Here is a 23,052-nt window from a genome sequence, read left to right on the forward strand (position 1 = left end):
CGGAAATTGCCATGAAGCGCAGCAAGGCAGGCCATTGACACAACACGCTTGGGCATCGAACCCGCCGCCACGGCGCGGCCATGATTTAAACAGCGGCCGGTCGGTATCACGGCGTCCGGGCCGAGCTTCGCGTACTGGTATGAGGCGGGCGCTAGTATAAGCGGGATGGACGCCGCGTCCTGCGCCGGGTCCTGCACGGGTGGTGATTGTTCCTGACAGAAATTTCTCTATTTACCTGCGACTAATGATCAACTCTCGGGAAAGCGGGAAATTGACTACTCAGTTCGGCGCATCGGCTGGCGAGCATTTCCCTCAACAGGTTCACCGGCTTACTCAATTGAGCGCGATGGGCGCACAACAAATTCAGTGGAGCACGCTCACAAAGCAGTTCCGGAAGCAGCACTTTGAGGCGTCCGGCCAGCACATCGGCGCCCACGTCCAGCCAGGATTTGTAGGCAATGCCTGCCCCGGCCACCGCCCACAAACGCACCACGTCGGCGTCATCGCTGAAACGGTCGCCGCTGACGGTCAGGCCGACCTCACGTTTGCCATCGTGGAAACTCCAATGGTCGTGCACCCGGCTGCCGAGCATGTACAGCAAGCAGTTGTGCTGGGCCAGTTGTTCGAGCTGGCGCGGCTCGCCATGCCGCGCCAGATAAGCCGGCGATGCACACAGCACACGACGGTTGTCCGCGGCAATCGGCAAGGCGACCAGGCTGGAGTCTTCCGGCTCGCCGTAGCGCAACGCGATGTCCACCGGCTGGCGGAACAGGTCGGCGATCCGGTCACCGAGCAACAGACGCACCGTCAGCTTCGGATGCTCACGCTGAAATTCATCGAGCCACGGCAGCAACAGGTTGCGACCAAAATCCGAGGGCGCCGACAGTTGCAACACCCCGCTGACCTGATCCTGCCCACTGGCCAGCAAACGCCGGCCCTCGTCGAGATTGCTCAGCGCCGCGCGGGCGTATTCAAGGAAGCCTTCGCCCTCGGCGGTCAGGCGCAGGCTGCGCGTCGACCGCGCCAACAACCGCGCGCCGAGTTGCTGCTCGATCCGCTTCAACGCCGCACTGGCGACGGCGGCGGACATGTCCATGACCCGCGCCGCCGCCGACAGACTGCCCAGATCCGCCGCCCGGACAAACAACTGCAAGTCATCGAAACGCAGCATTCTCAGCCTCGATTATCAAAAAAATATTGAAAGAGACTGCTCTTTTAGCCGGTTTTATCTCGCAGAGAAATAGCTAATCATCGCTCCATCGAATTCATTCCCGCTTCTCTGGAGCCGAGTATGTCCCAGCCCTTCACTGCCATCGCCACCCTGATCGCCAAACCCGGTCAGCAAGATTTACTCGAACAAGGCCTGCGTGCACTGGTGGAACCCAGTCGCGCCGAAGCAGGTTGCAGCCAGTACGACCTGCACCGCGATCTGGCCGACCCGCAAGTTTTCTATGTGATCGAACACTGGGCCAGCGAAGACATTCTCCAGGCCCACAACGCCAGCGCGCACTTCCAGCATTTTCAAGCCACGGCCGGCCACACCATCGAACACTTCCAGCTCAAGCGCCTCGGCGCGATTGCCTGATTCCTTCTTCTATTACCTACGGAGCCACTCATGAAAGCCATCGCCTATTACGCCTCCCTGCCGATCAGCGACGCCAACGCCCTGCAAGACATCGAACTGCCAGAACCGGTCGCCGGCCCGCGCGACTTGCTGGTGGAGGTCAAAGCCATCTCGGTCAACCCGGTCGACACCAAAGTGCGGCAGAACGTGGCCCCGGAAAACGGCGCAGCGAAAGTGCTGGGTTGGGACGTCGCCGGTGTGGTCAAGGCTGTCGGCAGCGACGTGACGTTGTTCAAGGCCGGCGACAAGGTCTTCTACGCCGGCTCCATCGCCCGTGCCGGTGGCAACAGTGAACTGCACGTGGTTGATGAGCGCATCGTCGGCCATATGCCAAAAACCCTTGGCTTTGCCGAAGCTGCCGCCCTGCCGCTGACCGCGATCACCGCATGGGAATTGCTGTTCGAGCGCCTGCAAATCCGTGAAGGCCAAAGCGCCGAAGGCCAGAGCTTGCTGATTGTTGGCGCGGCGGGGGGTGTGGGTTCGATCCTGACGCAGTTGGCCAAGCAATTGACCGGCCTGAAAGTCATCGGCACCGCGTCCCGCGAGCAGACCCGTGACTGGGTCAAAGAACTGGGCGCCGATCTGGTGATCGACCACAGCCAGCCGCTGAGCGAAGAGCTCAAGCGCGCCGGCATCGCCAATGTCACCCACGTCGCCAGCCTGACCCAGACCGACCAGCACCTCGATCAACTGGTCGAAGCCCTGGCGCCGCAAGGCAAACTGGCGCTGATCGATGATCCGAAGTCGCTGGACATCAGCAAACTCAAGCGCAAGAGCCTGTCGCTGCACTGGGAGTTCATGTACACCCGCTCGCTGTTCGAAACCGCGGACATGATCGAGCAGCACAAACTGCTCAACCGTGTGGCCGAGCTGATCGATGCCGGGACTTTGAAAACAACGGTCGGCGAGCACTTCGGCACGATCAACGCGGCGAACCTGCGCCGCGCGCATGAGTTGCTGGAAAGCGGCAAGGCCAAGGGGAAAATTGTTTTAGAAAGTTTCTAAAATCCAGAGATCGCAGCCTTCGCCAGCGCTAGAGCGGCTGGCGAGGCTGCGATGGTTTGTGCCGTCAGTCCGATGCTTGACCGTTGTCACAATTGCGATCGTATTCAGGACTACAATCGAAGCCTCTGCGATACATCTTTTACGCAAGGGAGGTCAGCAATGAAGATCCTGATAAAAGAAGTGGCAAAGTCTCAATGGCAGGTTCGTCTGGACCAACACGCCGTGACATTCCGCAGTGAAGCCGAAGCATTGGCCTTCACCCGCACCCTCGAAGAGCGACTGTGCGCGCCCCATCAGATTCCCGACCGCAGCCAGCAACGCGCTGCCGGCTGAGTTTTTCTAGGCTTGGGCTTGAGCTTGCGCCAACGCCCGGGCGTTTTGCAGACGTCGGGTCAGCATGGCGACGCCCACCACCAGCACACCGCAAATACTGATGACGATCGCCATCGGTACAGCCGTGCCGTCGTGCAACACTCCCACCAACGCTGATGCCCCGGCCGCAACGCTGAACTGCATGCAGCCGAGCAACGCCGAAGCGCTGCCGGCGCGACCACCCTGGCCGTTCATCGCACAGGCAGCGGCGTTGGGGCTGATGCAGCCCAGGCTCGAGACACAGATGAACAATGGGATCAGCAGCGGCCACAACGATGCGGTGTGCAAGGCGCTGACCGCCAGCAGCGTCAACCCGGCCGCGAGATAGACCCAGACCGCCCGCGACAACAGGAACGCCGGCCCGCGCTTGGCCAACAGCCGCGCATTGACCTGCGCCACCAGAATGAAGCCGGCCGCGTTGGTGCCGAACAGCCAGCCGAAATGCTCGGCCGGCACGCCATACAGTTTGATGAAGATAAACGGCGAACCGGCGATGTAGGCAAACATCCCGGCAATGGCGATGCCACCGGTCAGGGCATGCCCGAGGTAGACCCGATCCTTGAGCAGGCGACCGTACTGGCGCAATGCGCCGGACAGCGGTTGGCGCGGCATGTGCGCCGGCATACTTTCCGGCAGACCCAGTGCCACGGCCAATCCGGCCAGCGCACTGAAGCCGGTCAGCACCAGGAAGATCGACTGCCAGCCTGTGGTGTTGACCAGCAGACCGCCGAGCATCGGCGCCAGAATCGGTGCCAGGCCCATCACCAGCATCAGTTGCGAGAAGACTTTCGCCGAGCCCACCGCGTCGCATTTGTCGCTGACCACTGCCCGGGAAATCACCATCCCTGCGCAACCGCCCAGCGCCTGGACGAAACGCGCGCCGATCAGCCATTCCAGGTTCGGTGCATAAGCGCAGGCCAACGACGCCAGAGTGAACAGCGTGAGCCCCACCAGCAACGGAATGCGTCGGCCAAAACGATCCGCCACAGGGCCATAAAGCAACTGGCCGATGGACAGGCCGGCGAAATACGCCGCCAGTGTCATCTGCACGTGTTTCTCGTCGGTGCCGAACGCCAGCGCCATGGACGGAAATGCAGGTAAATAGAAGTCGATCGCCAAGGGCCCGAAGGCGGTCAAGGCACCGAGAATCAGAATGGTACGGAAGTTCATCAGGCATCCAGGTTGGCAAGTCGGCAGCCCGACAGTCTAGCCGCGCATGGACGCCTTGAACATTCCGATAGCTCGCTAACTATAAAACTTCAGACGAGTTTCACTGCGTAGCCTTCTTCGCTGATCGCCTCGATGACCTGATCGCTGGTCAACGTGCTCTCGACGCCAACCTCTTGCGCCGCCAGATCGACGCGCACGCTGGCCGCCGGATCTTTGGCCTGCACGGCGGTGGTGATGGCGTTGACGCAGTGACCGCAGGACATGCCTTGAACGTTGAACACTTGCATGGAATGACTCCTTTGAGTGAGGTTGCCGGCAGTGTCGAGCTTGCCACGATGGCAAGGTCAAGTTCTTCAATTAACTGCCGGGCTGGCATTCGGCGCCGCGCTCGGCCAAGCTGCGTACATTAATGACTTCAATTCAGGAGATTCAGCCATGCGCTGGTCAGCTTTCAGCCTGTTTGGCTTTCTCAGCCTCTTTGCCGCGCTGCCTTCGGCCAACGCGACTGGCGAGGACTACGCCGTTCTGATCATCTCGCGTGAGCGCCTGGAAGTGCCGACGTCCTGTGAGATCGGCGTGTACATTCAGGATCAGTTTGCCGGGCGACTGCTTCAGGAGCAGTCCACCTCGTTCAACCTGCAACACGGTACGTTTTCCATTCGTCTTAAACTGGAGCCGGGCCAAGTGCCGGGCTGCCAGCCGGGAATGCTGGCACCGCCGGCGCAGGAAATCTCGCTCAAGGCCGGCGATGTCGTGAAGTACCGGATCGCGACATCTGCCAAAGGTTTGTACCTGCGCCCTGCCGCCCTCGAATACTGAGTACATCAAACCTGTGGGAGCGAGCCTACTCGCTCCCACAGTTGGTTTTGCGGCGCGTCAAATAATGGCGCTTGACCTTGCCCGCATGGCAAGGTTGATCCTTGTAGGCATCTACTACAGGGAGTACGACCGATGTCCGATTCCATCACTTTCGACCTGCCGATTGCCGGCATGACCTGCGCCAGTTGCGCCGGGCGTGTCGAGCGAGCCTTGAGCAAAGTCAGCGGCGCGAGTGCCGTCAGCGTCAATCTCGCCACCGAGCAGGCCCGTGTGCAGGCGCCCGGCGACAGTCTTCCTGCGTTGATGGACGCGGTCGAACGCGCCGGTTACAGCGTCCCGCAGCAAACAATCGAATTGAATATTGAAGGCATGACCTGCGCTTCCTGCGTCGGTCGCGTCGAGCGTGCCCTGAACAAAGTCCCCGGAGTGAAAAGCGTCAGCGTCAACCTGGCCAACGAACGCGCGCACCTGGAATTGCTCGGTCAGGTCGACTCACAAAGCCTGATCGCTGCCGTCACCAAGGCCGGTTATTCGGCCAGCATCTGGCAAGCCGAACCCCCGCAAACCGATCACCAGCAACAGAAGCTGAAACAGGAGCGCTGGGCGCTGATCTGCGCGATCGCCCTCGCCCTGCCGCTGGTGGCGCCGATGTTGCTGCAACCGTTCGGCATTCACTGGATGCTCCCGGCCTGGGCGCAATTCGCCCTCGCCACGCCGGTGCAGTTCATTTTCGGTGCACGCTTCTATGTGGCGGCGTGGAAAGCCGTTCGCGCTGGCGCCGGGAATATGGACTTGCTGGTCGCCCTCGGCACCAGCGCCGGTTATGGCCTGAGCCTGTACGAATGGGCCACCGCCGCCGGGCGCATGCCGCATCTGTATTTCGAAGCGTCGGCGGTGGTCATCGCTCTGGTGCTGCTCGGCAAATATCTGGAGAGCCGCGCCAAACGCCAGACCGCCAGCGCCATCCGCGCCCTCGAGGCATTACGCCCGGAACGGGCCATTCAAGTAATCGACGGTCGCGAGCAGGATGTCGCCATCAGTGCTTTGCGCCTTAACGATCGGGTGCTGGTCAAACCCGGCGAGCGCTTCCCGGTCGACGGCGAAGTCATCGAAGGCCAGAGCCACGCCGATGAAGCACTGATCAGCGGCGAAAGCCTGCCGGTGCCGAAACAACCGGGCGATAAAGTCACCGGTGGCGCGATCAATGGCGAAGGTCGCCTGCTGGTGCGCACTCAGGCGCTCGGCGCCGAAACCGTGCTGGCGCGAATTATTCGTCTGGTTGAGGACGCTCAAGCCGCGAAAGCGCCAATCCAGAAACTGGTGGATAAGGTCAGCCAGATCTTTGTGCCGACGGTGTTGCTGATTGCCCTGGCCACGCTGATCGGCTGGTGGCTCTACGGCGCCCCCATGGAAACCGCGTTGATCAATGCCGTCGCCGTGCTGGTCATCGCCTGCCCGTGTGCACTGGGCCTGGCCACGCCAACCGCGATCATGGCCGGCACCGGCGTCGCGGCGCGCCACGGCATTCTGATCAAGGATGCCGAAGCACTGGAACGCGCCCATGAAGTCAGCAGTGTGGTGTTCGACAAGACCGGCACGCTGACGTCAGGCACACCGCGCATTGCTCATTTCAGCGCCGTCGACGGTGACGAAAACAACCTGCTGACACTGGCCGGCGCGCTGCAACGCGGCAGTGAACACCCGCTGGCCAAAGCCGTGCTCGATGCAGCCGCCGAGCGCGGCCTGACGGTGCCCGATGTCAGCGACAGCCAGTCACTCACCGGTCGCGGCATCGCCGGCAATCTCGATGGCCGGCGTCTGGCCTTGGGCAATCGGCGCATGCTCGAAGAAAGTGCCTTGAGCACCGGCAACCTGAGCGAATCCGCCCAAGCCTGGGAGGCCGAGGGCCGCACCCTGTCGTGGTTGATCGAGCAGAGTCCAGAGCCGAAAGTGCTCGGCTTGTTCGCCTTCGGTGACACCTTGAAACACGGGGCACTGGAAGCCGTGCAACAACTCGCCGCCCGCGATATCCACAGCCATCTGCTGACCGGCGACAATCGCGGCAGCGCTCGCGTGGTCGCCGAGGCTTTGGGCATCAGCAATGTCCACGCCGAAGTGCTGCCGGCGGACAAAGCCGCCACCGTCGCCGAGCTGAAAAAAACCGGTGTCGTCGCCATGGTCGGCGACGGCATCAACGATGCCCCGGCCCTCGCTGCGGCCGACATCGGCATCGCCATGGGTGGCGGCACCGACGTCGCCATGCACGCGGCGGGCATTACCCTGATGCGCGGCGATCCACGGCTGGTGCCGGCGGCGCTGGAGATCAGTCGCAAGACCTATGCGAAGATCCGCCAGAACCTGTTCTGGGCCTTCGTCTATAACCTGATCGGCATTCCGCTGGCGGCGTTCGGCTTCCTCAATCCGGTGCTGGCCGGTGCGGCGATGGCGTTGTCCAGCGTCAGCGTGGTGAGCAATGCGCTACTGTTGAAAACCTGGAAACCCAAGGATCTGGAGGAACACCGATGAACATCGGCCAAGCGGCCAGGCACAGCGGCCTGAGCGCGAAAATGATCCGCTATTACGAGTCGATCGGCCTGCTCAAAGCGGCGCATCGCACCGACAGCGGTTACCGGGTCTACGGCGATGACGACCTGCATACGCTGGCGTTCATCAAGCGCTCGCGGGATCTGGGCTTTTCCCTGGAAGAGGTCGGCAAACTGCTGACCCTCTGGCAGGATCGCCAACGCGCCAGCGCCGATGTGAAGGCCTTGGCGCGCCAGCACATCGACGAGTTGAATCAGAAGATCCGCGAGCTCGGCGAGTTGCGCGACACTCTGCAAGACCTCGTCGAGCACTGCAACGGCGACCATCGCCCCGATTGCCCGATCCTCAAGGAACTGGCGTCGGGCTGCTGCGCGCAACCCGCCCGCGCTTGAGCGCCAGAACTTTCACCAGCAACAAGGTAGTGAGCGGGATGCCGTGGAACAGCATGACCACGGCACCCGGCGTCCACCACCCGTAGAACGGCGCGGCGATGAGCATGCCGATGCCGAATCCGCTCATTTGCAACAAGGTCAAAAAGCTGAACACCGGCAGGCGCAAATGCTCGGGCTCGCGTTGCAGCCGCGACATCAGCCCGACTTCGGAAAAGCCATCACCCAAGCCCGCCGGCAAGGAAAACAGCAGCAGTGCGTAGAGGCTGTGTTGCTGGAACATCAGGATAAAGCCGCAGGACATCAGCGCCACGCCGAAGAAAAACCGTCGTTCAAGGTTGATGTTGTCCGAGCCTTTCAAGCGGCTGGCGATCCGCGCGCCGAGCAATTTTCCACTGGCCCACACCGCAAGCATCAGCCCCAGTGTGGTGCTCGCCGACTCCGGCGTGAGCAGTTTGGAAATGATCGGAAAGCCAACGTTATGCGCAGCGCTGCCCAAGGTGTCGGCCATGGTCACCGCGAGCATCGCGGCAATCACCGGCGTCGCACGCAAGCCCTGCTTGAGCGCTGACCATTCGCCGCGCTCGGGTGCTTCGTTAACTGTGGCTGGCGCGAATCGCAGCGGCACAATCAATAACGCCGCGAGCACGTAGGTCAACGCATTCAGGGCGAACACCGTTTCAAAGCCAAACCCCGCGACCAGCAAACCTGAAACCAGACTGCCGCCGACCATCGCGGCGGATGACGCCGAGGTGATCCAGGCGTTGGCCTTGAGCAATTGCTCGGCGGCGATCAGGCGTGGCAACTGACTGTTGAGACCGATGGCGAACATCGAATTGCCCAGGCCCAGACCGAAAGCGATCACCGGCAACAGCAACGCCTGCTGACTGAGCGGTGTGATCAACAACAAGCCCAGCAACGCCGCGCGCAACAGATCGAAGGCAATCAACGGCGCACGTCCGCTGCATCGACGGTAAAACGCAGTGCCGATCAGACTGGCAAAAATCCCCCCGCCCACGCGGCTGGCGAGGAAAACCCCGACGCTCATGGCGCTGTTGCTCAGCAGGTAGACGTAGGTGGCCAACGCGACCATGTTGAGGAAGGCGCCGAAATCGGAGATCAGCCGGGCGGTGACGATCAGGTGGGTGTTGCGGGGGGTGGTCACATTCAGTCCTTGAGTGTGGTTGGCGCGGTGGACAGTAGACTTGAATTTGCGGGGATCCGAAAGGGGCCCCTCACCCTAACCCTCTCCCGGGGGGAGAGGGGACTGATTGGGGGATGCTGTGGAAATACGCCGACCTGAAATTTCTTTACCGAATCCAAACAGGTCCAAATGCTAACCTCATCCAATCCATAATCGACCCGGTGTTTCAGGTCGATGAATGGCGAAAGACACCTCGGTCGGCTCCCTCTCCCTCTGGGAGAGGGCTGGGCGGGCGGCGTTCCGATGAGGGGTTTTGGGGCTTCCGGTTCAAACAAAAAACCCGGCCGAAGCCGGGTTTCTCATCAAGCAATCACTGCATCCACGGTGGTGGCGGTGGTTCGTCGGACTTGCCTTTCGGCTCATCGTCTGCCGCGCGGATCGCCTGTTTGCGTTCCTCGTCGAGGCGCGCTGCTTCGATCTCGCGCAACACCCCGCCCACATCGGCCAGGTCTTCCGGATCATCGAACTCACCGGTCAGCACACTGTTCGGGTGCAAGGTGCCGGCTTCGTACAACGCCCACATTTCCTTGGCGTACTTGGTCAGTTTCAACTCCGGCGCAAAGCGACCGAAGTACGAAGCCATGTTGCCGACATCACGCTCCAGCATGCTGAACGCGTGGTTGTTGCCGGCAGCGTCGACCGCTTGCGGCAGGTCGATGATGACCGGACCGGTCGGCGTCAACAGCACGTTGAACTCCGAAAGGTCACCGTGCACCAGACCGGTACACAACATCAGCACGATCTGCGAAATCAGGAACGCGTGATATTCGCGCGCCTGATCCGGCTCCAGCACCACGTCGTTCAGACGCGGCGCAGCGTCACCGAATTCGTCGGCCACCAGTTCCATCAACAGCACGCCGTCGAGGAAGTCGTACGGCTTGGGCACCCGCACCCCGGCACCGGCCAGACGGAACAGCGCCGCCACTTCGGCGTTCTGCCAGGCATCTTCGGTCTCTTTGCGACCGAACTTGGAGCCTTTCGCCATCGCCCGTGCCTGTCGGCTATTACGAACCTTGCGGCCTTCCTGATACTCGGCCGCCTGGCGGAAACTGCGTTTGTTCGCCTCCTTGTAGACCTTTGCGCAACGTAACTGATTGCCGCAGCGCACCACATAAACAGCTGCTTCTTTACCACTCATCAGTGGGCGCAGCACTTCGTCGACCAGACCGTCCTCGATCAGGGGTTCAATGCGTTTTGGAGTCTTCATCAGCTTTTATTGTGGGTCCTTTATTACCAAACACGCGAATGTCACTCGTTATACGGCAATCCTCGCATCACGGGGAGGGGTTGCCGACCTGTGAACGTTGAGAATGCACACACTGTGCCGGATTAAACAGGGCCAACTCTGCGCTCGCGCATCGACCGAGGGGAATCATAGCCGAGCCTGATGGACTTGTTGGGACATGTCTTCAAGGGCATTTGCGACAGAATCTGACACAGGGGGTAATACCCTTCGGAAGATTTTTTCGAAGTCGCCTCAATTTCCCTGTTTTGCAGCCGAAGTCCTCAATGACAGAGGGATTTGTCCGACAATCGTTCCAAAAAAATCAGCGATGCCGCCCTCAGGGAACCGGGTGATCGACAACGTTTTCGGCTGCCAATAAACCACAAGTCATCTGCACTGCGTGGGCCTACAAGAAAATCTGGAGCGCGGATGAACATCAAACAGAAATTGACGTGGGCGTTTGCAATCATCGCCTGCTTGCCAGTGGTGCTGGTCGCGACCCTGGTGGTGATGAACCTGCGCAGCGATGCCCGGGACAGCTTTGTCGACAGCAGCGGGCGCGAGATCCGGCAGGTCAGCAATGCCATGCAGCTGTTTTTTGACGGCATCAGCCAGAACGTCGATTACCTGGCGTCGCAACCGCTGATCAAAAATACCGACGACAGCCTCAAGACCTACATGAGTGCCAACGCCGAATCGGTGCCGCAAGGCGAGATGGACAAAAAGGTCTTCGCGTTCCTCCAGGATCTGGGCAACGCCCACCCGGCTTACGCCTATGCCATCGTTGGCACCGCCGCCGGCGGATATGTGTCGTGGCCGGACGATCCCAAACTCAGCAACTACGACCCGCGTCAGCGCCCTTGGTACAAGGCCGCCCAGGCCAAACCGGGCAAGCCGTTGCGTACCGCCGCTTATTACTGGGCACAGGACGATGCGACCTACGTCAGCACCGTGCGCACCATCGACAATAAACTCGGCAGCAATGGCGGCGTGGTCAGCATCGACGTGACGCTCAAGCAGCTCACCGAGATCGTCAAACAGATCAAGCTGGGCGAAACCGGCTACCTGATGCTCCTGGAAAACAGCGGCACGGTGCTGGTCGATCCGAAACAGCCGGAACACAACTTCAAGCCGCTGGACAGCCTCGGCGAGGGTTATGCACAACTGGCCAAGGCCGGCAAAGGTCTGGTCGAAGTAGAGCTTAACGGCGAGCGCTACATGGCCAACGTCTGGCCGTCGGAGCAATTGGGCTGGACCTTCGTCGGCCTGATCAAGCAGAGCGATGTGATGAGCTCAGCCACGCAACTGACCTGGCTGATCGCAATCATCGCCGCCGTGCTGGCCGTGCTGTTCGCCGTGGTCGGCGCCAGTTTCGCCAGCCTGATCGTGCGCCCGATCCGCAGCGTCGCCAGTGGTCTGGAAGGCATCGCGCAGGGTGAAGGCGACCTGACCAAAAACCTCGACATCCGTGGCAACGACGAAACCGCGCAACTGGCCAACTGGTTCAATCAGTTCCTCACGGCGATCCGCAGTCTGATTCAGCACATCGGCGGTGCCGCCGGGAAAATCCTCGCGACCTCGCAGAGTTCGACCCGAGTGTCGAGCGAGATGGCCGAAGCGGCCGGGCGCCAGCGCGAAGCCGTCGACATGGTCTCGACCGCATTCCACGAAATGGTCGCCACCGCCAACGAAGTCGCGCGTTCGTGCAGTCAGGCAGCGGACTCCGCCGACAGCGGTCAGCGTCAGGCCCGTCAAGGCCAGCAGCAGATCGATGCGGCGGTAACCAGCGTCGATCAACTGAGCCAGGAGCTGGAGCAATCGGCGCAGTCGATGCAGCAACTGGAACGCGACAGCAACGATATCCAGTCGATCCTCGGCACCATCCGTTCCATCGCCGAACAGACCAACCTGCTGGCGCTCAACGCCGCCATCGAAGCGGCGCGTGCCGGTGAACAGGGGCGCGGCTTTGCCGTGGTCGCCGATGAGGTGCGCGCCCTGGCCAAACGCACGGCGGATTCGACGGCAGAGATCGACGGCTTGCTCGGCAATCTGGCCAAGCGCACCAGCCAGGTCACGCAACAGATGCATGCCAGCCTGCAGGTCTCACAGCAGTCAGTGACACGCATCGGCGAGGCACGCGAGAGTTTCGGGCAGATTCGCGAATCGGTAGACGTGATCCGTGACATGAACACACAGATCGCCACCGCCGCTGAAGAACAGCATCAAGTGGCTGAGGACATCAACCGGCACATCAGCCAGATTCATGGCGATGCGCAGTTGGTGGCAGAACTGGCCAACTCGGCACGTCTGGATTCGCAGAGTCTGGCGGGATTGTCGAATGAGCTGGATGGGTTGGTACGCCGGTTTCGTACCTGAGATTGTTGCGACCTCAACAGCCCCTCATCGGCACGCCGCCCGCCCATCCCTCTCCCGGAGGGAGAGGGAGCTGACCGAGCTGTCTGGCGTTATACATCGACCTGAAATACCGCGTCGATTATCGATTGGGCTAAACGTCTGACGGAAACACCGTCGATTATGGATTCGGTAAAGCAAGATCAGGTCGGCGTAACTCTGAAGCATCCCCCAATCAGTCCCCTCTCCCTCCGGGCGGTCCGACGTTTCGGGAGGGTTAGGGTGAGGGGCTCTTTTAGCGTTCAATGATGGCGGTGACGCCTTGGCCCCCGGCGGCACAAATCGAGATCAGCCCCCGGCCCTTCCCCGCCGCATCCAGCAACTTCGCCATGTTCGCCACGATGCGCCCACCGGTTGCGGCAAACGGATGCCCGGCCGCCAGCGAACTGCCCTTCACATTCAGCCGGCTACGATCGATCGAACCCAACGGCGCATCAAGGCCCAGGCGGCTTTTACAGTATTCGGGATCTTCCCAGGCCTTCAGCGTGCACAACACCTGCGCCGCAAACGCTTCATGAATTTCGTAATAGTCAAAATCCTGCAAGGTCAGCCCGTTGCGCGCCAGCAAGCGTGGCACCGCATACGCCGGCGCCATCAACAGGCCTTCCGCGCCGTTGACGAAATCCACCGCCGCCGCCTCGCCGTCGCGCAGATATGCGAGGATCGGCAAGCCGCGCTCTTTGGCCCACTCTTCACTGCCGAGCAGCACCACGGATGCACCATCGGTGAGCGGCGTGGAGTTGCCCGCCGTCAACGTGCCTTTCACGCTTTTCTCGAACGCCGGTTTCAGCGTCGCGAGTTTTTCCAGGGTCAGGTCCGGGCGCAGGTTGTTGTCGCGGGTCAGGCCAAGGAACGGCGTCATCAGGTCGTTGTGCCAGCCTTCGCTGTAGGACGCAGCGAGTTTGTGATGGCTTTCGAGGGCCAGTTGATCCTGATCTTCACGCGGGATCTGCCAAGTCTGCGCCATCAGCTCACAATGCTGGCCCATCGACAGACCGGTGCGCGGTTCGCCGTTGCGCGGAAATTCCGGAATCAGGTGTTGAGGCCGCAGTTGCAGAAAGGTTTTCAGTTTGTCGCCGGTGGTCTTGGCGCGGTTGGCTTGCAGGAGGATTTTGCGCAAGCCTTCGCTGACGCTGATCGGCGCGTCAGACGTGGTGTCGACGCCACCGGCAATGCCGCAATCGATCTGGCCGAGGGCAATTTTGTTCGCCACCAGGATCGCGGCTTCAAGGCCTGTGCCGCAGGCTTGCTGAATGTCGTAGGCGGGCGTCGCCGGTGACAGGCGCGAGCCGAGCACGCATTCACGGGTCAGGTTCATATCTCGTGACAATTTCAGTACCGCACCCGCCACCACTTCGCCAATGCGCTGGCCGTGCAGGTTGTAGCGTTCGATCAGGCCTTCGAGGGCGGCGGTGAGCATCGCCTGATTACTCGCGGTGGCGTACGGCCCATTGGAGCGGGCGAAAGGGATACGGTTACCGCCGATGATCGCGACGCGGCGCAGCTGACTCATGAATGACTCCTTGTTGAATATCCGGATTCACAGGGTCGGTGGTGTATTTGCTATCGGGTTCGGCAACACAACCGTCGAGGGCAAACTACTCTGCTGTTCTAGCGTAGGCCTTATTGCGTAGATCGAACGATTGATTGCCGTTGGCAGTCCACACTTTGAACCCCGACTTCTGGAGAGCGTTCCATGTCTGACCGCTATATCGACTTCGCCAACTCGTCCATCGGCCACCGTTTGGTCGGGGCGCTGGGTCTGCCGTCGCCGGTGCGACTGGAACGCTGGCAGGCCGGGCGCCTGCGCCCGGTCGAAGGTGCGCTGCTGATCGGTGGCGGGCCGCTGGCCGAACGCGTCAGCGCCTTCGCCAACCGTCTGACCGAGGGGATTTACCGCTACGGCGAACAACCCGCCGCCGCCACCGAATGGATTCCCGGCCACGGCCCGAAACTCAAGGCGGTGGTGTTCGACGCCAGTCAATTGCAGCACACCGACCAGCTCAAACAGCTGCGTGAATTCTTTCAGCCGTTGATGAAAAACCTTGAACACAGCGCCCATCTGGTGATTCTTGGCCGTGCCCCGGAAAGCCTCAGTGATCCGTTTGCGTCGAGTGCGCAACGCGCGCTGGAAGGGTTTTCCCGTTCGCTGGCCAAGGAGTTGCGCAGCGGCGGTACGTTGCAACTGATCTACGTCGGCGACGGCGCCGAGGATCAGCTGGAAGGGCCACTGCGGTTTTTCCTTTCGCCAAAAAGCGCGTTCGTCTCCGGGCAGGTGATTCGCCTGACCGCTTGTGCAACGCCGGTGACGGACTGGACACGGCCGCTGGCCGGACGCAAGGCGCTGGTGACCGGCGCTGCACGCGGCATCGGCGCGTCAATCGCCGAAACCCTGGCCCGCGACGGCGCCGAGGTGATTCTGCTCGACGTGCCGCCGGCCAAGACTGACCTGGATGCACTCGCCGCCCGCCTTGGCGGCCGTAGCATCACCCTCGATATCTGCGCCGAAGACGCTGGCGCGCAACTGATCGAACAGCTCCCCGACGGCCTCGACATTCTGGTGCACAACGCCGGGATCACCCGTGACAAAACCCTGGCCAACATGACCCCGGAATTCTGGGACGCGGTGCTTGCGGTCAACCTCAATGCACCGCAAGTGTTGACCAAGGCCCTGCTCGACAGCGGCACGCTGCACGACAACGCGCGGGTGATTCTGCTGGCCTCGATCAGCGGCATTGCCGGCAATCGCGGGCAGACCAACTACGCCGCGAGCAAGGCCGGACTGATCGGCCTCGCCCAGGCCTGGGCACCGACGTTGCTGGCACGCGGCATCAGCATCAACGCCGTCGCACCGGGGTTTATCGAAACGCAGATGACCGCACACATTCCGTTCGGCCTGCGCGAAGCCGGACGGCGCATGAGTTCGCTGGGCCAGGGCGGCTTGCCGCAAGACGTCGCCGAAGCCGTCGCGTGGCTGGCACAACCGGGCACCGGCGCGTTTACCGGGCAGTCGCTGCGGGTCTGTGGACAAAGTGTTCTGGGGGCTTAAGGCATGAGCATCGAATGGCACACGCTGGATCGCGAACCGAGCCTGCCCGGGCTGTACGCACGCGCCGCGACGCGACGCAAAATCACCGGCACGCAATTGCCCGGCAGCGGTTTGCGCTGTTGGGTCGACGTCGATGGCAAACGCTTGGCGGCCTATCGCAAGGTCTGCGGATTTGCCGACGACGGCCTGCTGCCGCCGACTTATCCACACATCCTCGCCTTCGCCTTGCAGATGCAATTACTGACCGCCAAGGACTTTCCGTTTCCGCTGTTGGGGCTGATTCATCTGAGCAACCGCATTCGCGTGTTGCGGCCAATGGGCGGAATCAGTCGTGCACAAGTGAGCGTGCGCGTGCACAACCTGCAAGCGCATCCAAAAGGCGCGACGTTTGATGTCCTGACGACGCTGGACGATCAACTCGGGCCACTGTGGGAAGCGCAAAGTCAGATGCTCTGTCGCGGCGTGAAGCTTGAGGGTGAGCCTGTCGAGCACACCTGGGAGCCCGCGCAATCGCTGGTGGAGGTGGCGCGCTGGAAAGCCCCGGCCGATATCGGGCGGCAATATGCCAAAGTGTCCGGTGACTACAACCCGATTCACCTGAGTGCGGCCAGCGCGAAGCTGTTCGGCTTTCCAGCGGCCATTGCCCATGGTTTGTGGAACAAGGCTCGAACACTCGCGGCGCTGAACGATCATTTGCCCAAAGCCAATCTTGAGATCGCCGTGCATTTTCGCAAACCGGTGCGCCTGCCCAGTGAGGTGACCTTATTGGCGAGTGCCGCGGGGTCCAGTGGTGAGTTGCGGCTGATCGGTGCGCAAGACCTCGAACACATGGTCGGGCAGTGGCAACCCATTGCCTGAGCACGCCGGACACCGTTAATTGTGTGTATATAACTTAAGTTTTCGCCGTCCTTTCCCCTTCCAATGAAAAAACCAGGGCCTTGATTATCAAGGCCTTTTTTTGCGCGGCTATCACCTGGGTATTAGTCCTTAGGCGCTGCAACGGGCCTTATATATAAAGGCGTTAATACCAACTTGAGAATGGTCGTGAACCTGCCCCTGGACTGAGATTGAGCTCAACGGGCGAAGGCATCACCGACGACAGATCGGCGAGCCATCGAAGACAACGAACGTTGTGACAGGTGCAAGGACTCAATCATGAAAACTCAAGACGTGTGGTGCAAATCGGCAATTGCTCTGGCTTTGATTCTCTCCCTCGGCCTCGCCGGTTGCAGCAGTGGCGGTGGCGGTCATCACAGCAGCTCCGGCAGCTCGTCACCGGACAACAGCACCGCTGGCACCGGTGGAACCGGAAGCACTGGCGGTACCGGTGACACCGCCGGTACAGGCGGAACCGGTGGTACAGGTGGGACCGGCGGCACGGGTGGCACAGGCGGAACCGATCCGACCAACCCAACCAACCCGACCAATCCTACGGATCCAACCAACCCGACCAATCCGACCAATCCGACCACCACACCGTTGGTGACCACCACCCTGGTGCAGGATGTCGGCAAGACCGTAACGGGTGTCGGCACTGGCGTTGGCCAGATCGGTGACTCGCTGAGCACCGTACCTGTGGTCGGTGGTGTGGTGCAGAGTGCGGCCAACACCGCCGGCAATGTCGTCAGCACCCTGGGTAATGGCGTGGCCGATGGCGTTGGCAAACTGGCCACTGACCCCAAAGGTTTGACCACTACCGTTGCCTCGGTTGGTGGAGTGGTTACGGACGTCGGCAACGGCGTATCCGACCTCAGCGCCAAGCTGGCCACTGCGACCGGCAGCGTGCCAGTGGTGGGCGGTGTGGTGACCAAAGTCGCGCCGCTGCTTGATGGCGTCGGTGAGAAAGTCACCATGCTCGGCAATACCCTCGACACCACGCTGACCAACGGCCCGACCAGCCAATTGACCAACAAGCTCGGCGGTAGCCTGGTGCCGGTAATCGCCATGGTTGAAAGCACCACCGACAAACTCGGCACGGCTACAGGGCTCGGCGATCCACTCAAAGGCGTGGTTGCGCAAGTCGGCGGCGCGGTGAACACCCTGGGCGGCAAGGTCACCGATGCGGGTAACGGCAATGCCCTGACTAATACACTCGGCGGTGCCTTGAGCAATACCGGGACTGCGGTCGGCAAGGCCGGGGGACTGGTGTCCAACGGCACCGGCTCGGGTACTGGTGGAGTGGGTGGTGGTTTGGGCGGCGGCCTCGGTGGTACTGGCCTGCTGCAAACCGTTGGCGGCGCGGTGGTCAATGTCGGCTCGGGTCTGAATGCCGGCAATACCAACGGCGTGGTCAGTGCCGGCGGTGTCACTGCGGTTGGCCTGGGCAACACCGTCGCTTCGCTTAACACCGTACTCGGCGGCTCGGGCTCACCGATCACCGCAACGACTGCGCCACTGGCCACCGTTGGCAGTGCCTTGGGCAACGGCCTGAATCCGGTGACCAGCGCGGTCACCAGCCTGACCCAGCAAGTGGGTGGCGCCACCGGTCTCGGCTCACCGGTCGCCGGCCTCACCGGCCAGGTCGGCGGTGCCGTCAGCAATCTGGGTGGCGCGATTGCCGCTACCAACAACCCGGTTACCACTGCGGTCGGTGGCCTGGTAACCAACGTCGGCGGTACCGTCGCAGCAGTCGGCGGCCTGGTCAACGGAGGTGCCAGCGGGGGCGCCACCGGTGGTGTGGGCGGCGGGCTGGGCGGTATCGTCGGCGGACTGACCGGCGCTCTTGGAGGCAACAAACGCTAAATTGCACCTGGCCGATTCGACGGCCTCACCTACAGCGCCTACGCTTGGTTGAGGGCGGAAGATTCCCACGAGTCTTCCGCTTTTTTCTTAGGAGAAGAACAGCCTTGCGCTGTGATCTGACCATGGAGTGTCCTATGCGCGTTATGGCATCCCTGCTGTTCCTCAGCCTCAGTTCTGCAGCCCTCGCCGACACCCTGCCCAGTTTTCTCAACAGCAACGAAACCATCCGCAACCTGCCCGTACCGAACCTGCCGGCCGACGCCTACCGCCCGAGCGCCACGCCGGTGCAAGTGCCAGACGCCGGTGCCGCCTCCGCGCAACCGCTGCTGATGGAGACCAAAATCAAACTGCAAACCGTGCAGATCGAAGGCGGAACGATTTATCCACTCAACGAACTCGCCGAGATCTACAAGCCGCTGGTGGGTCATGAGAGCCGTCTCGCCGATCTGATCGAAGCCACACGCAGCATCACCCGGCGTTATCAACAGGACGGCTACCTGCTGTCCTACGCGTTCCTGCCGCAGCAAAACTTCAATGACGGCGTCGCGCGCGTGGTGCTGGTGGAAGGCTACGTGCGAGATGTTCAGGTGCAAGGCGATGTCGGCCGGGTCAAGGGCCTGCTCGACAAACTGGCGGCGAAAATCCAGGCCGAACGGCCGCTGACCCGCAAGACTTTCGAGCGCTACACCACACTGATGACGCGCATTCCCGGCGTGACGATCCAGGCCCAGGTGCCACCGCCGGGCACCACCGACGGCGCCACCACCCTGCTCGCCCAGGCCAGTCGCAAACCGTTCACCAGCTCGCTGAGCACCACCGAAGACAACCGCAACGGCACCCAGGCCTTGCTCGGCGTCAGCAGCAATTCGCAAACCTCGATGGGCGAACAACTGACCCTCAGCGGCCTGTTCCCACCGGGTGACGATCACGAACATTACTACCGTCTCGACTACAACCAGTTCCTCAATGACGAGGGCGCGCAACTGGCGCTGTCGGCTTCACGCTACCGCGCCGACCCCGGCACCAATGTCCTGCTCGACAATGGCCTGCAACTCAAACCGCACCGCGAAAACGATCGCTACTCGATCGGCGTCACGCTGCCACTGATTGCCGCCTCCAACGAACTGCTGACCGCCGGAGCCAGGCTTTACGCCGTCAACGACAAAACCCGCTACAACGTGATCGGCTACCCACTCAGCGCCGAAGAACGCACCGACATCCGCGCCCTCGCCTTCGAGAGCGACTGGCGCAAGGCCGATGCCCGCCAACTGCGGATCCTCAGCGGTGGCGTGTACCAAGGCCTGGACAGCATGGGCGCAAAAACCAACAACAACGCCATCGACCTCGACTTCTTCCGCGTGCGGCTGTCCGGGGTGCAGAGCGACAAGTTTTTCGACAACTGGCAAGGCGTGCTCTCGGCCGCCCTGTACTGGAGCGACGACACCCTGCCCGACAGCGAACGCGCGGTGTTCGGCGGGCAAAGTTTCGGTCGCGGTTATCCCGACGATCAAGCGTCTGGCGACAAAGGCTGGGGCGTGGCATACGAAATCAACTACAGCTTCAACCGCGACGGCAACTGGGTGCGCATCCTGCAACCGTATGTCGTGCTCGACCGCTCGCGCAGCTGGTTCAATGAACTGCCGGTGCAGGCCAACAACCTGTCATCGGCGGCGATCGGACTGCGCTTTGGCGACGCCAAGTACTACAACATCGCACTGGAAGCAGCGAAGGCCATGTCGGATGAAGCCCTGGATACGTTCAATCGACGGCCGCGTTACAGCATCAGCTTCAGCTATCAGCTGTAAGCCGAAATACCCAGGAGGCTTCGCAGCTCAGGTGACCTGTACAACCGGAAGAAATTGGTAGGCTGTCAGGCCGCCTTCGCGAGCAGAACAGCCAAAGCAAACCAGCGCACACCACGCATCGCTTCCGCTCCTCACCACTCAACACGATGAGCGCAAGCTCGGGTGCAGCTCTTGATCTTGATCTTGATCCACGGGCGACGTCGGAAGGCTGAGAGGAGGGATTGATCCGGGGGTGGGAGCGCAGCGACCGTTTGGCGCAGCCAAACACATCGAGAGGAGGTGCAGCGAAGCAAACCGGAGGCGATGCCCCCCGGATCAATCCCGGAGCGAAGGAACCCCGAGCCTTAGCGAGCGGGCCGAACGCAGGAGCAAGCCTTTTTGGTTACTTTTTCGGCGTCTGGAAAAAGTGACCCGCCGTAAGGGCGGAACCCTAATCAGCAACACCCGCAGCAACGGATATGCCCCCCCATCCCCCCATCACCCAGCCACATTCCGAGAAGACTTGGGAAACAGATTATCCAGAGTCTCCAACAACCTCAGGTAATAAATCGGCTTGCGAAACAGATCCACCACCTGCAACCGCAACAGGTCACTGACATCCTCCATATCCGCATGCCCGGACATCACAATCACCGGCAAATGCTGGCGCGACGTATGTTCACGCAAGCGCTTGATCAACGACATGCCAGACTCCTCCGGCATGCGCAAATCAGTAATCACCAAGGCGATATCAGGATGGCGAGTCAAATGATGCAACGCCAGCTTCACCGACGTCGCCGTATGACAGACAAACCCCTCCCCCTCCAGCAACTCCGCCAACTCCAGCAACGCGTCCTCTTCATCGTCAACCAGAAGCAACTGTTGGCGGGGCAGCGAAGAAGCAGTCATGGGCAATCCCTGAAAACTGAAAGTGAACCCGAGTGTAGCCCGACATCAGCCGGGCATTGAGCTTCGTTTCAGCTCAGGAAGACGGCGCCGGCGTACTCGACACCGCCGTTCCACCCAGCGCCACCAGCAAGTTGTTGAACATGACCAGCACACGGGCACCCACTGGCGTCACAAACACAATGACCACCACCGCCACCATCGCCACCACAATCGCATATTCGATCGCGGAGGCTGCGTCGTCATCGGCCAGGAAACTGCGGGCACGAATCATCAGGTACTCAAAGAGCATCGCAGTTCTCCTTGGCGGTCAGGGTCTGGTCACGGCAGTACCGCCCAGTCCGGTGAGGATGTTGTTGAAGTAGAACAGCACCCGATTGCCCAGCGGCGTGACAAATGCCACAACCACCACAGCAACCATTGCCACCACGATCGCGTACTCGATAGCCGACGCGGCTTCCTCGTTTCTGCACAACAGACGGACTCGAGCCATCAAGTAATCAACAATCATCTGGAACATACATCCACTCCTTCGCGCCTCTGGCGCCGATGTCGCACTACAGCGGCAAGGTTCCACCGTGCCATTTGAGCATTGTCAACAAACCCCCACCCAACAACTGTAAGAACGGATTAATCACAAAGGATTAATCACCTCGCGAAGTTGCCGATCACTGCTGTTAATTGGCCAAGACTCATACTTTAGTGGGTTATTTTCCTGTCACTAATGGCGTTTTGGCTTGGATCAGCTAGCGTGGAAATAGCGAAATAGTTGCATGTTCATAGCTGCCGGATTGGGAACTTCTCTCGTTAGCAAGTGCGGTGGGTCGTGCAGCAGGAAAGGGAGAGCCGTCATGAACAGTCGCGTCACCATGGGCCTTGCAGCCGTACTTCTGCTTGGAGCGATTTTTGTCGGTTACTGGGGACTGGTGCTCAGCCGTCAGCCGGCACCCGTTGTCGAAGCCCCCGTTGCCCCAACCGTCACCGTTGAAAAAACTGTCGCGATTGCCGAAGACCAGACTCGCCAACCGGTGGTGGTGCTGCTGCACGATGTGCCGCCATTCACCGCGCTGACGGCAGCCGATGTGGCGGTGGAAAAACTGCGCAGCGCACCGGCCGGCAGTTTGAGCAGCGTCGATCAGGCCGTGGGCCGCACACCCTGGCGGCACCTCAGCGCCGGCACCTGGCTCAATGATGAAAGCTTCAGCGCCGGCGGTTCACTGGCCCGCATGATCCACAGCGATGAGCGCGCACTGACCGTGGCGGTCGATGAAGTCATCGGCGCGGCCGGGCAACTGATCCCAGGTGATTACGTCGATGTGCTGCTGTACCTGCGTCAGGACGCCAGCAACCTGCAACAGTCCGCCCAGATCGTCGTGCCGGCCATGCGCGTGCTCGGCGTCGGCGAACAATACGGCCTGACCAACGACGGCCAACCGGCCTCGCCGGCCCTGAGCGCCGACGACAAACTCAAACAGGATCAACGCCGCATCGCCGCACGCACCGTGGTGCTGGCGGTGCCGGAACAACTGCTCAGCCGACTGATGCTGGCGACGCAAGTCGGCACCTTGCGCCTGGCCGTACGCAGCAGTGATGAACAACGCCTCGCCAAATACTGGGCCGGCGAAACACAAGCACCGGCGCACCTGGACAGCGCCAACAACCAACTCTTCCAGTTCACGCAACTGGCCTTGGGTGCCGGCCCGAAAGCACCGGCCAACAGTGGCTCCGGTGGCCCTGCACGGCCTGCCGTGGAAATCATTCGCGGCAATCAAATCACCCAACAAACCCCATGACTGAGCAAGGATCC

21 protein-coding genes and 1 pseudogene are annotated in these 23,052 nt (G+C 61.3%); 13 read left to right on the top strand and 9 right to left on the bottom strand.

Features of this window, described 5'->3' with window-relative positions:
• Nucleotides 1-241: 241 nt before the first annotated feature.
• Nucleotides 242-1,171, bottom strand: a complete 930-nt coding sequence (locus WA225_RS02170; RefSeq protein ID WP_422606690.1) for a LysR family transcriptional regulator — start codon at nucleotides 1,169-1,171, stop codon at nucleotides 242-244.
• 120 nt (nucleotides 1,172-1,291) lie between these two features.
• Here WA225_RS02170 and WA225_RS02175 point away from each other — a divergent pair, with 120 nt between their 5' ends.
• From WA225_RS02175 to WA225_RS02185, 3 genes are all read left to right on the top strand, one after another.
• The gene (locus tag WA225_RS02175; protein WP_422606691.1) at nucleotides 1,292-1,585 is read left to right on the top strand and encodes a putative quinol monooxygenase; all 294 of its coding nucleotides are present in this window, start codon (nucleotides 1,292-1,294) and stop codon (nucleotides 1,583-1,585) included.
• Nucleotides 1,586-1,615: 30 nt separating this feature from the next.
• Nucleotides 1,616-2,629 (top strand): zinc-binding alcohol dehydrogenase family protein, encoded by a 1,014-nt coding sequence (locus WA225_RS02180; protein WP_422606692.1) that lies wholly within the window; start codon nucleotides 1,616-1,618, stop codon nucleotides 2,627-2,629.
• 159 nt (nucleotides 2,630-2,788) lie between these two features.
• Entirely contained in the window at nucleotides 2,789-2,962 is a 174-nt protein-coding gene (locus tag WA225_RS02185) for a hypothetical protein (RefSeq protein ID WP_422606693.1), read from the top strand.
• A 6-nt stretch (nucleotides 2,963-2,968) separates the two neighbouring features.
• On the opposite strand, the gene WA225_RS02190 is transcribed toward WA225_RS02185, so the two are convergent.
• Nucleotides 2,969-4,171, bottom strand: a complete 1,203-nt coding sequence (locus WA225_RS02190) for a multidrug effflux MFS transporter (RefSeq protein WP_422606694.1) — start codon at nucleotides 4,169-4,171, stop codon at nucleotides 2,969-2,971.
• An 89-nt stretch (nucleotides 4,172-4,260) separates the two neighbouring features.
• Entirely contained in the window at nucleotides 4,261-4,458 is a 198-nt protein-coding gene (locus WA225_RS02195; RefSeq protein WP_422606695.1) for a cation transporter, read from the bottom strand.
• Between the two features lie 148 nt (nucleotides 4,459-4,606).
• Here WA225_RS02195 and WA225_RS02200 point away from each other — a divergent pair, with 148 nt between their 5' ends.
• The 3 genes from WA225_RS02200 (at nucleotide 4,607) to cueR (ending at nucleotide 7,926) form a co-directional block, all read left to right on the top strand.
• The gene (locus WA225_RS02200) at nucleotides 4,607-4,990 is read left to right on the top strand and encodes a hypothetical protein (RefSeq protein ID WP_242208408.1); all 384 of its coding nucleotides are present in this window, start codon (nucleotides 4,607-4,609) and stop codon (nucleotides 4,988-4,990) included.
• Between the two features lie 132 nt (nucleotides 4,991-5,122).
• On the top strand, nucleotides 5,123-7,516 hold the full coding sequence (gene cueA, locus WA225_RS02205; protein ID WP_422606696.1) for a copper resistance metal-translocating P1-type ATPase CueA: 2,394 nt from the start codon (nucleotides 5,123-5,125) through the stop codon (nucleotides 7,514-7,516).
• Nucleotides 7,513-7,926 (top strand): Cu(I)-responsive transcriptional regulator, encoded by a 414-nt coding sequence (gene cueR / locus WA225_RS02210; protein WP_025111722.1) that lies wholly within the window; start codon nucleotides 7,513-7,515, stop codon nucleotides 7,924-7,926. Before cueA ends, cueR begins: the two co-directional genes overlap by 4 nt.
• On the opposite strand, the gene WA225_RS02215 is transcribed toward cueR, so the two are convergent.
• Together WA225_RS02215 and WA225_RS02220 are read right to left on the bottom strand one after the other, a co-directional pair.
• Entirely contained in the window at nucleotides 7,880-9,088 is a 1,209-nt protein-coding gene (locus tag WA225_RS02215) for an MFS transporter (RefSeq protein ID WP_422606697.1), read from the bottom strand. The two genes, cueR and WA225_RS02215, sit on opposite strands and share 47 nt — an antisense overlap.
• 349 nt (nucleotides 9,089-9,437) lie before the next feature.
• Nucleotides 9,438-10,334: a PA4780 family RIO1-like protein kinase gene (locus WA225_RS02220; RefSeq protein WP_007914672.1), complete on the bottom strand. Its 897-nt coding sequence runs from the start codon at nucleotides 10,332-10,334 to the stop codon at nucleotides 9,438-9,440.
• Nucleotides 10,335-10,862: 528 nt separating this feature from the next.
• Here WA225_RS02220 and WA225_RS02225 point away from each other — a divergent pair.
• Both WA225_RS02225 and WA225_RS02230 read left to right on the top strand, forming a co-directional pair.
• Nucleotides 10,863-11,870 (top strand): annotated as a pseudogene (locus WA225_RS02225) (cache domain-containing protein); the annotation flags it as partial.
• 129 nt (nucleotides 11,871-11,999) lie between these two features.
• On the top strand, nucleotides 12,000-12,728 hold the full coding sequence (locus WA225_RS02230) for a methyl-accepting chemotaxis protein (protein ID WP_422606793.1): 729 nt from the start codon (nucleotides 12,000-12,002) through the stop codon (nucleotides 12,726-12,728).
• A gap of 271 nt (nucleotides 12,729-12,999) precedes the next feature.
• Here WA225_RS02230 and WA225_RS02235 read toward each other — a convergent pair whose 3' ends face one another.
• Nucleotides 13,000-14,277: an acetyl-CoA C-acetyltransferase gene (locus WA225_RS02235; protein ID WP_422606698.1), complete on the bottom strand. Its 1,278-nt coding sequence runs from the start codon at nucleotides 14,275-14,277 to the stop codon at nucleotides 13,000-13,002.
• A gap of 183 nt (nucleotides 14,278-14,460) precedes the next feature.
• On the opposite strand from WA225_RS02235, the gene WA225_RS02240 reads away from it, so the two are divergent.
• The 4 genes from WA225_RS02240 to WA225_RS02255 all read left to right on the top strand — a co-directional run bounded on the left by WA225_RS02240 (nucleotide 14,461) and on the right by WA225_RS02255 (nucleotide 20,360).
• Nucleotides 14,461-15,813 (top strand): 3-oxoacyl-ACP reductase, encoded by a 1,353-nt coding sequence (locus tag WA225_RS02240; RefSeq protein ID WP_422606699.1) that lies wholly within the window; start codon nucleotides 14,461-14,463, stop codon nucleotides 15,811-15,813.
• Between the two features lie 3 nt (nucleotides 15,814-15,816).
• Nucleotides 15,817-16,671 (top strand): MaoC family dehydratase, encoded by an 855-nt coding sequence (locus tag WA225_RS02245; RefSeq protein ID WP_422606700.1) that lies wholly within the window; start codon nucleotides 15,817-15,819, stop codon nucleotides 16,669-16,671.
• Between the two features lie 297 nt (nucleotides 16,672-16,968).
• Nucleotides 16,969-18,555, top strand: coding sequence for a collagen-like triple helix repeat-containing protein (locus tag WA225_RS02250; RefSeq protein ID WP_422606701.1), 1,587 nt, complete (start codon nucleotides 16,969-16,971; stop codon nucleotides 18,553-18,555).
• Nucleotides 18,556-18,689: 134 nt separating this feature from the next.
• A complete protein-coding gene (locus WA225_RS02255; protein WP_422606702.1) occupies nucleotides 18,690-20,360 on the top strand; it encodes a ShlB/FhaC/HecB family hemolysin secretion/activation protein in 1,671 nt (556 codons plus the stop codon).
• A gap of 477 nt (nucleotides 20,361-20,837) precedes the next feature.
• On the opposite strand, the gene WA225_RS02260 is transcribed toward WA225_RS02255, so the two are convergent.
• The 3 genes from WA225_RS02260 to WA225_RS02270 all read right to left on the bottom strand — a co-directional run bounded on the left by WA225_RS02260 (nucleotide 20,838) and on the right by WA225_RS02270 (nucleotide 21,765).
• On the bottom strand, nucleotides 20,838-21,248 hold the full coding sequence (locus WA225_RS02260) for a response regulator (protein WP_422606703.1): 411 nt from the start codon (nucleotides 21,246-21,248) through the stop codon (nucleotides 20,838-20,840).
• 73 nt (nucleotides 21,249-21,321) lie between these two features.
• Nucleotides 21,322-21,537, bottom strand: coding sequence for a Flp family type IVb pilin (locus WA225_RS02265; protein ID WP_422606704.1), 216 nt, complete (start codon nucleotides 21,535-21,537; stop codon nucleotides 21,322-21,324).
• An 18-nt stretch (nucleotides 21,538-21,555) separates the two neighbouring features.
• Entirely contained in the window at nucleotides 21,556-21,765 is a 210-nt protein-coding gene (locus WA225_RS02270; protein WP_108227240.1) for a Flp family type IVb pilin, read from the bottom strand.
• A gap of 331 nt (nucleotides 21,766-22,096) precedes the next feature.
• On the opposite strand from WA225_RS02270, the gene cpaB reads away from it, so the two are divergent.
• Nucleotides 22,097-23,038: a Flp pilus assembly protein CpaB gene (gene cpaB / locus WA225_RS02275; protein WP_422606705.1), complete on the top strand. Its 942-nt coding sequence runs from the start codon at nucleotides 22,097-22,099 to the stop codon at nucleotides 23,036-23,038.
• Nucleotides 23,039-23,052 lie beyond the last annotated feature (14 nt).

The sequence above is a fragment of the Pseudomonas sp. genome (assembly GCF_049300855.1).
Taxonomy (GTDB): Bacteria; Pseudomonadota; Gammaproteobacteria; order Pseudomonadales; family Pseudomonadaceae; genus Aquipseudomonas.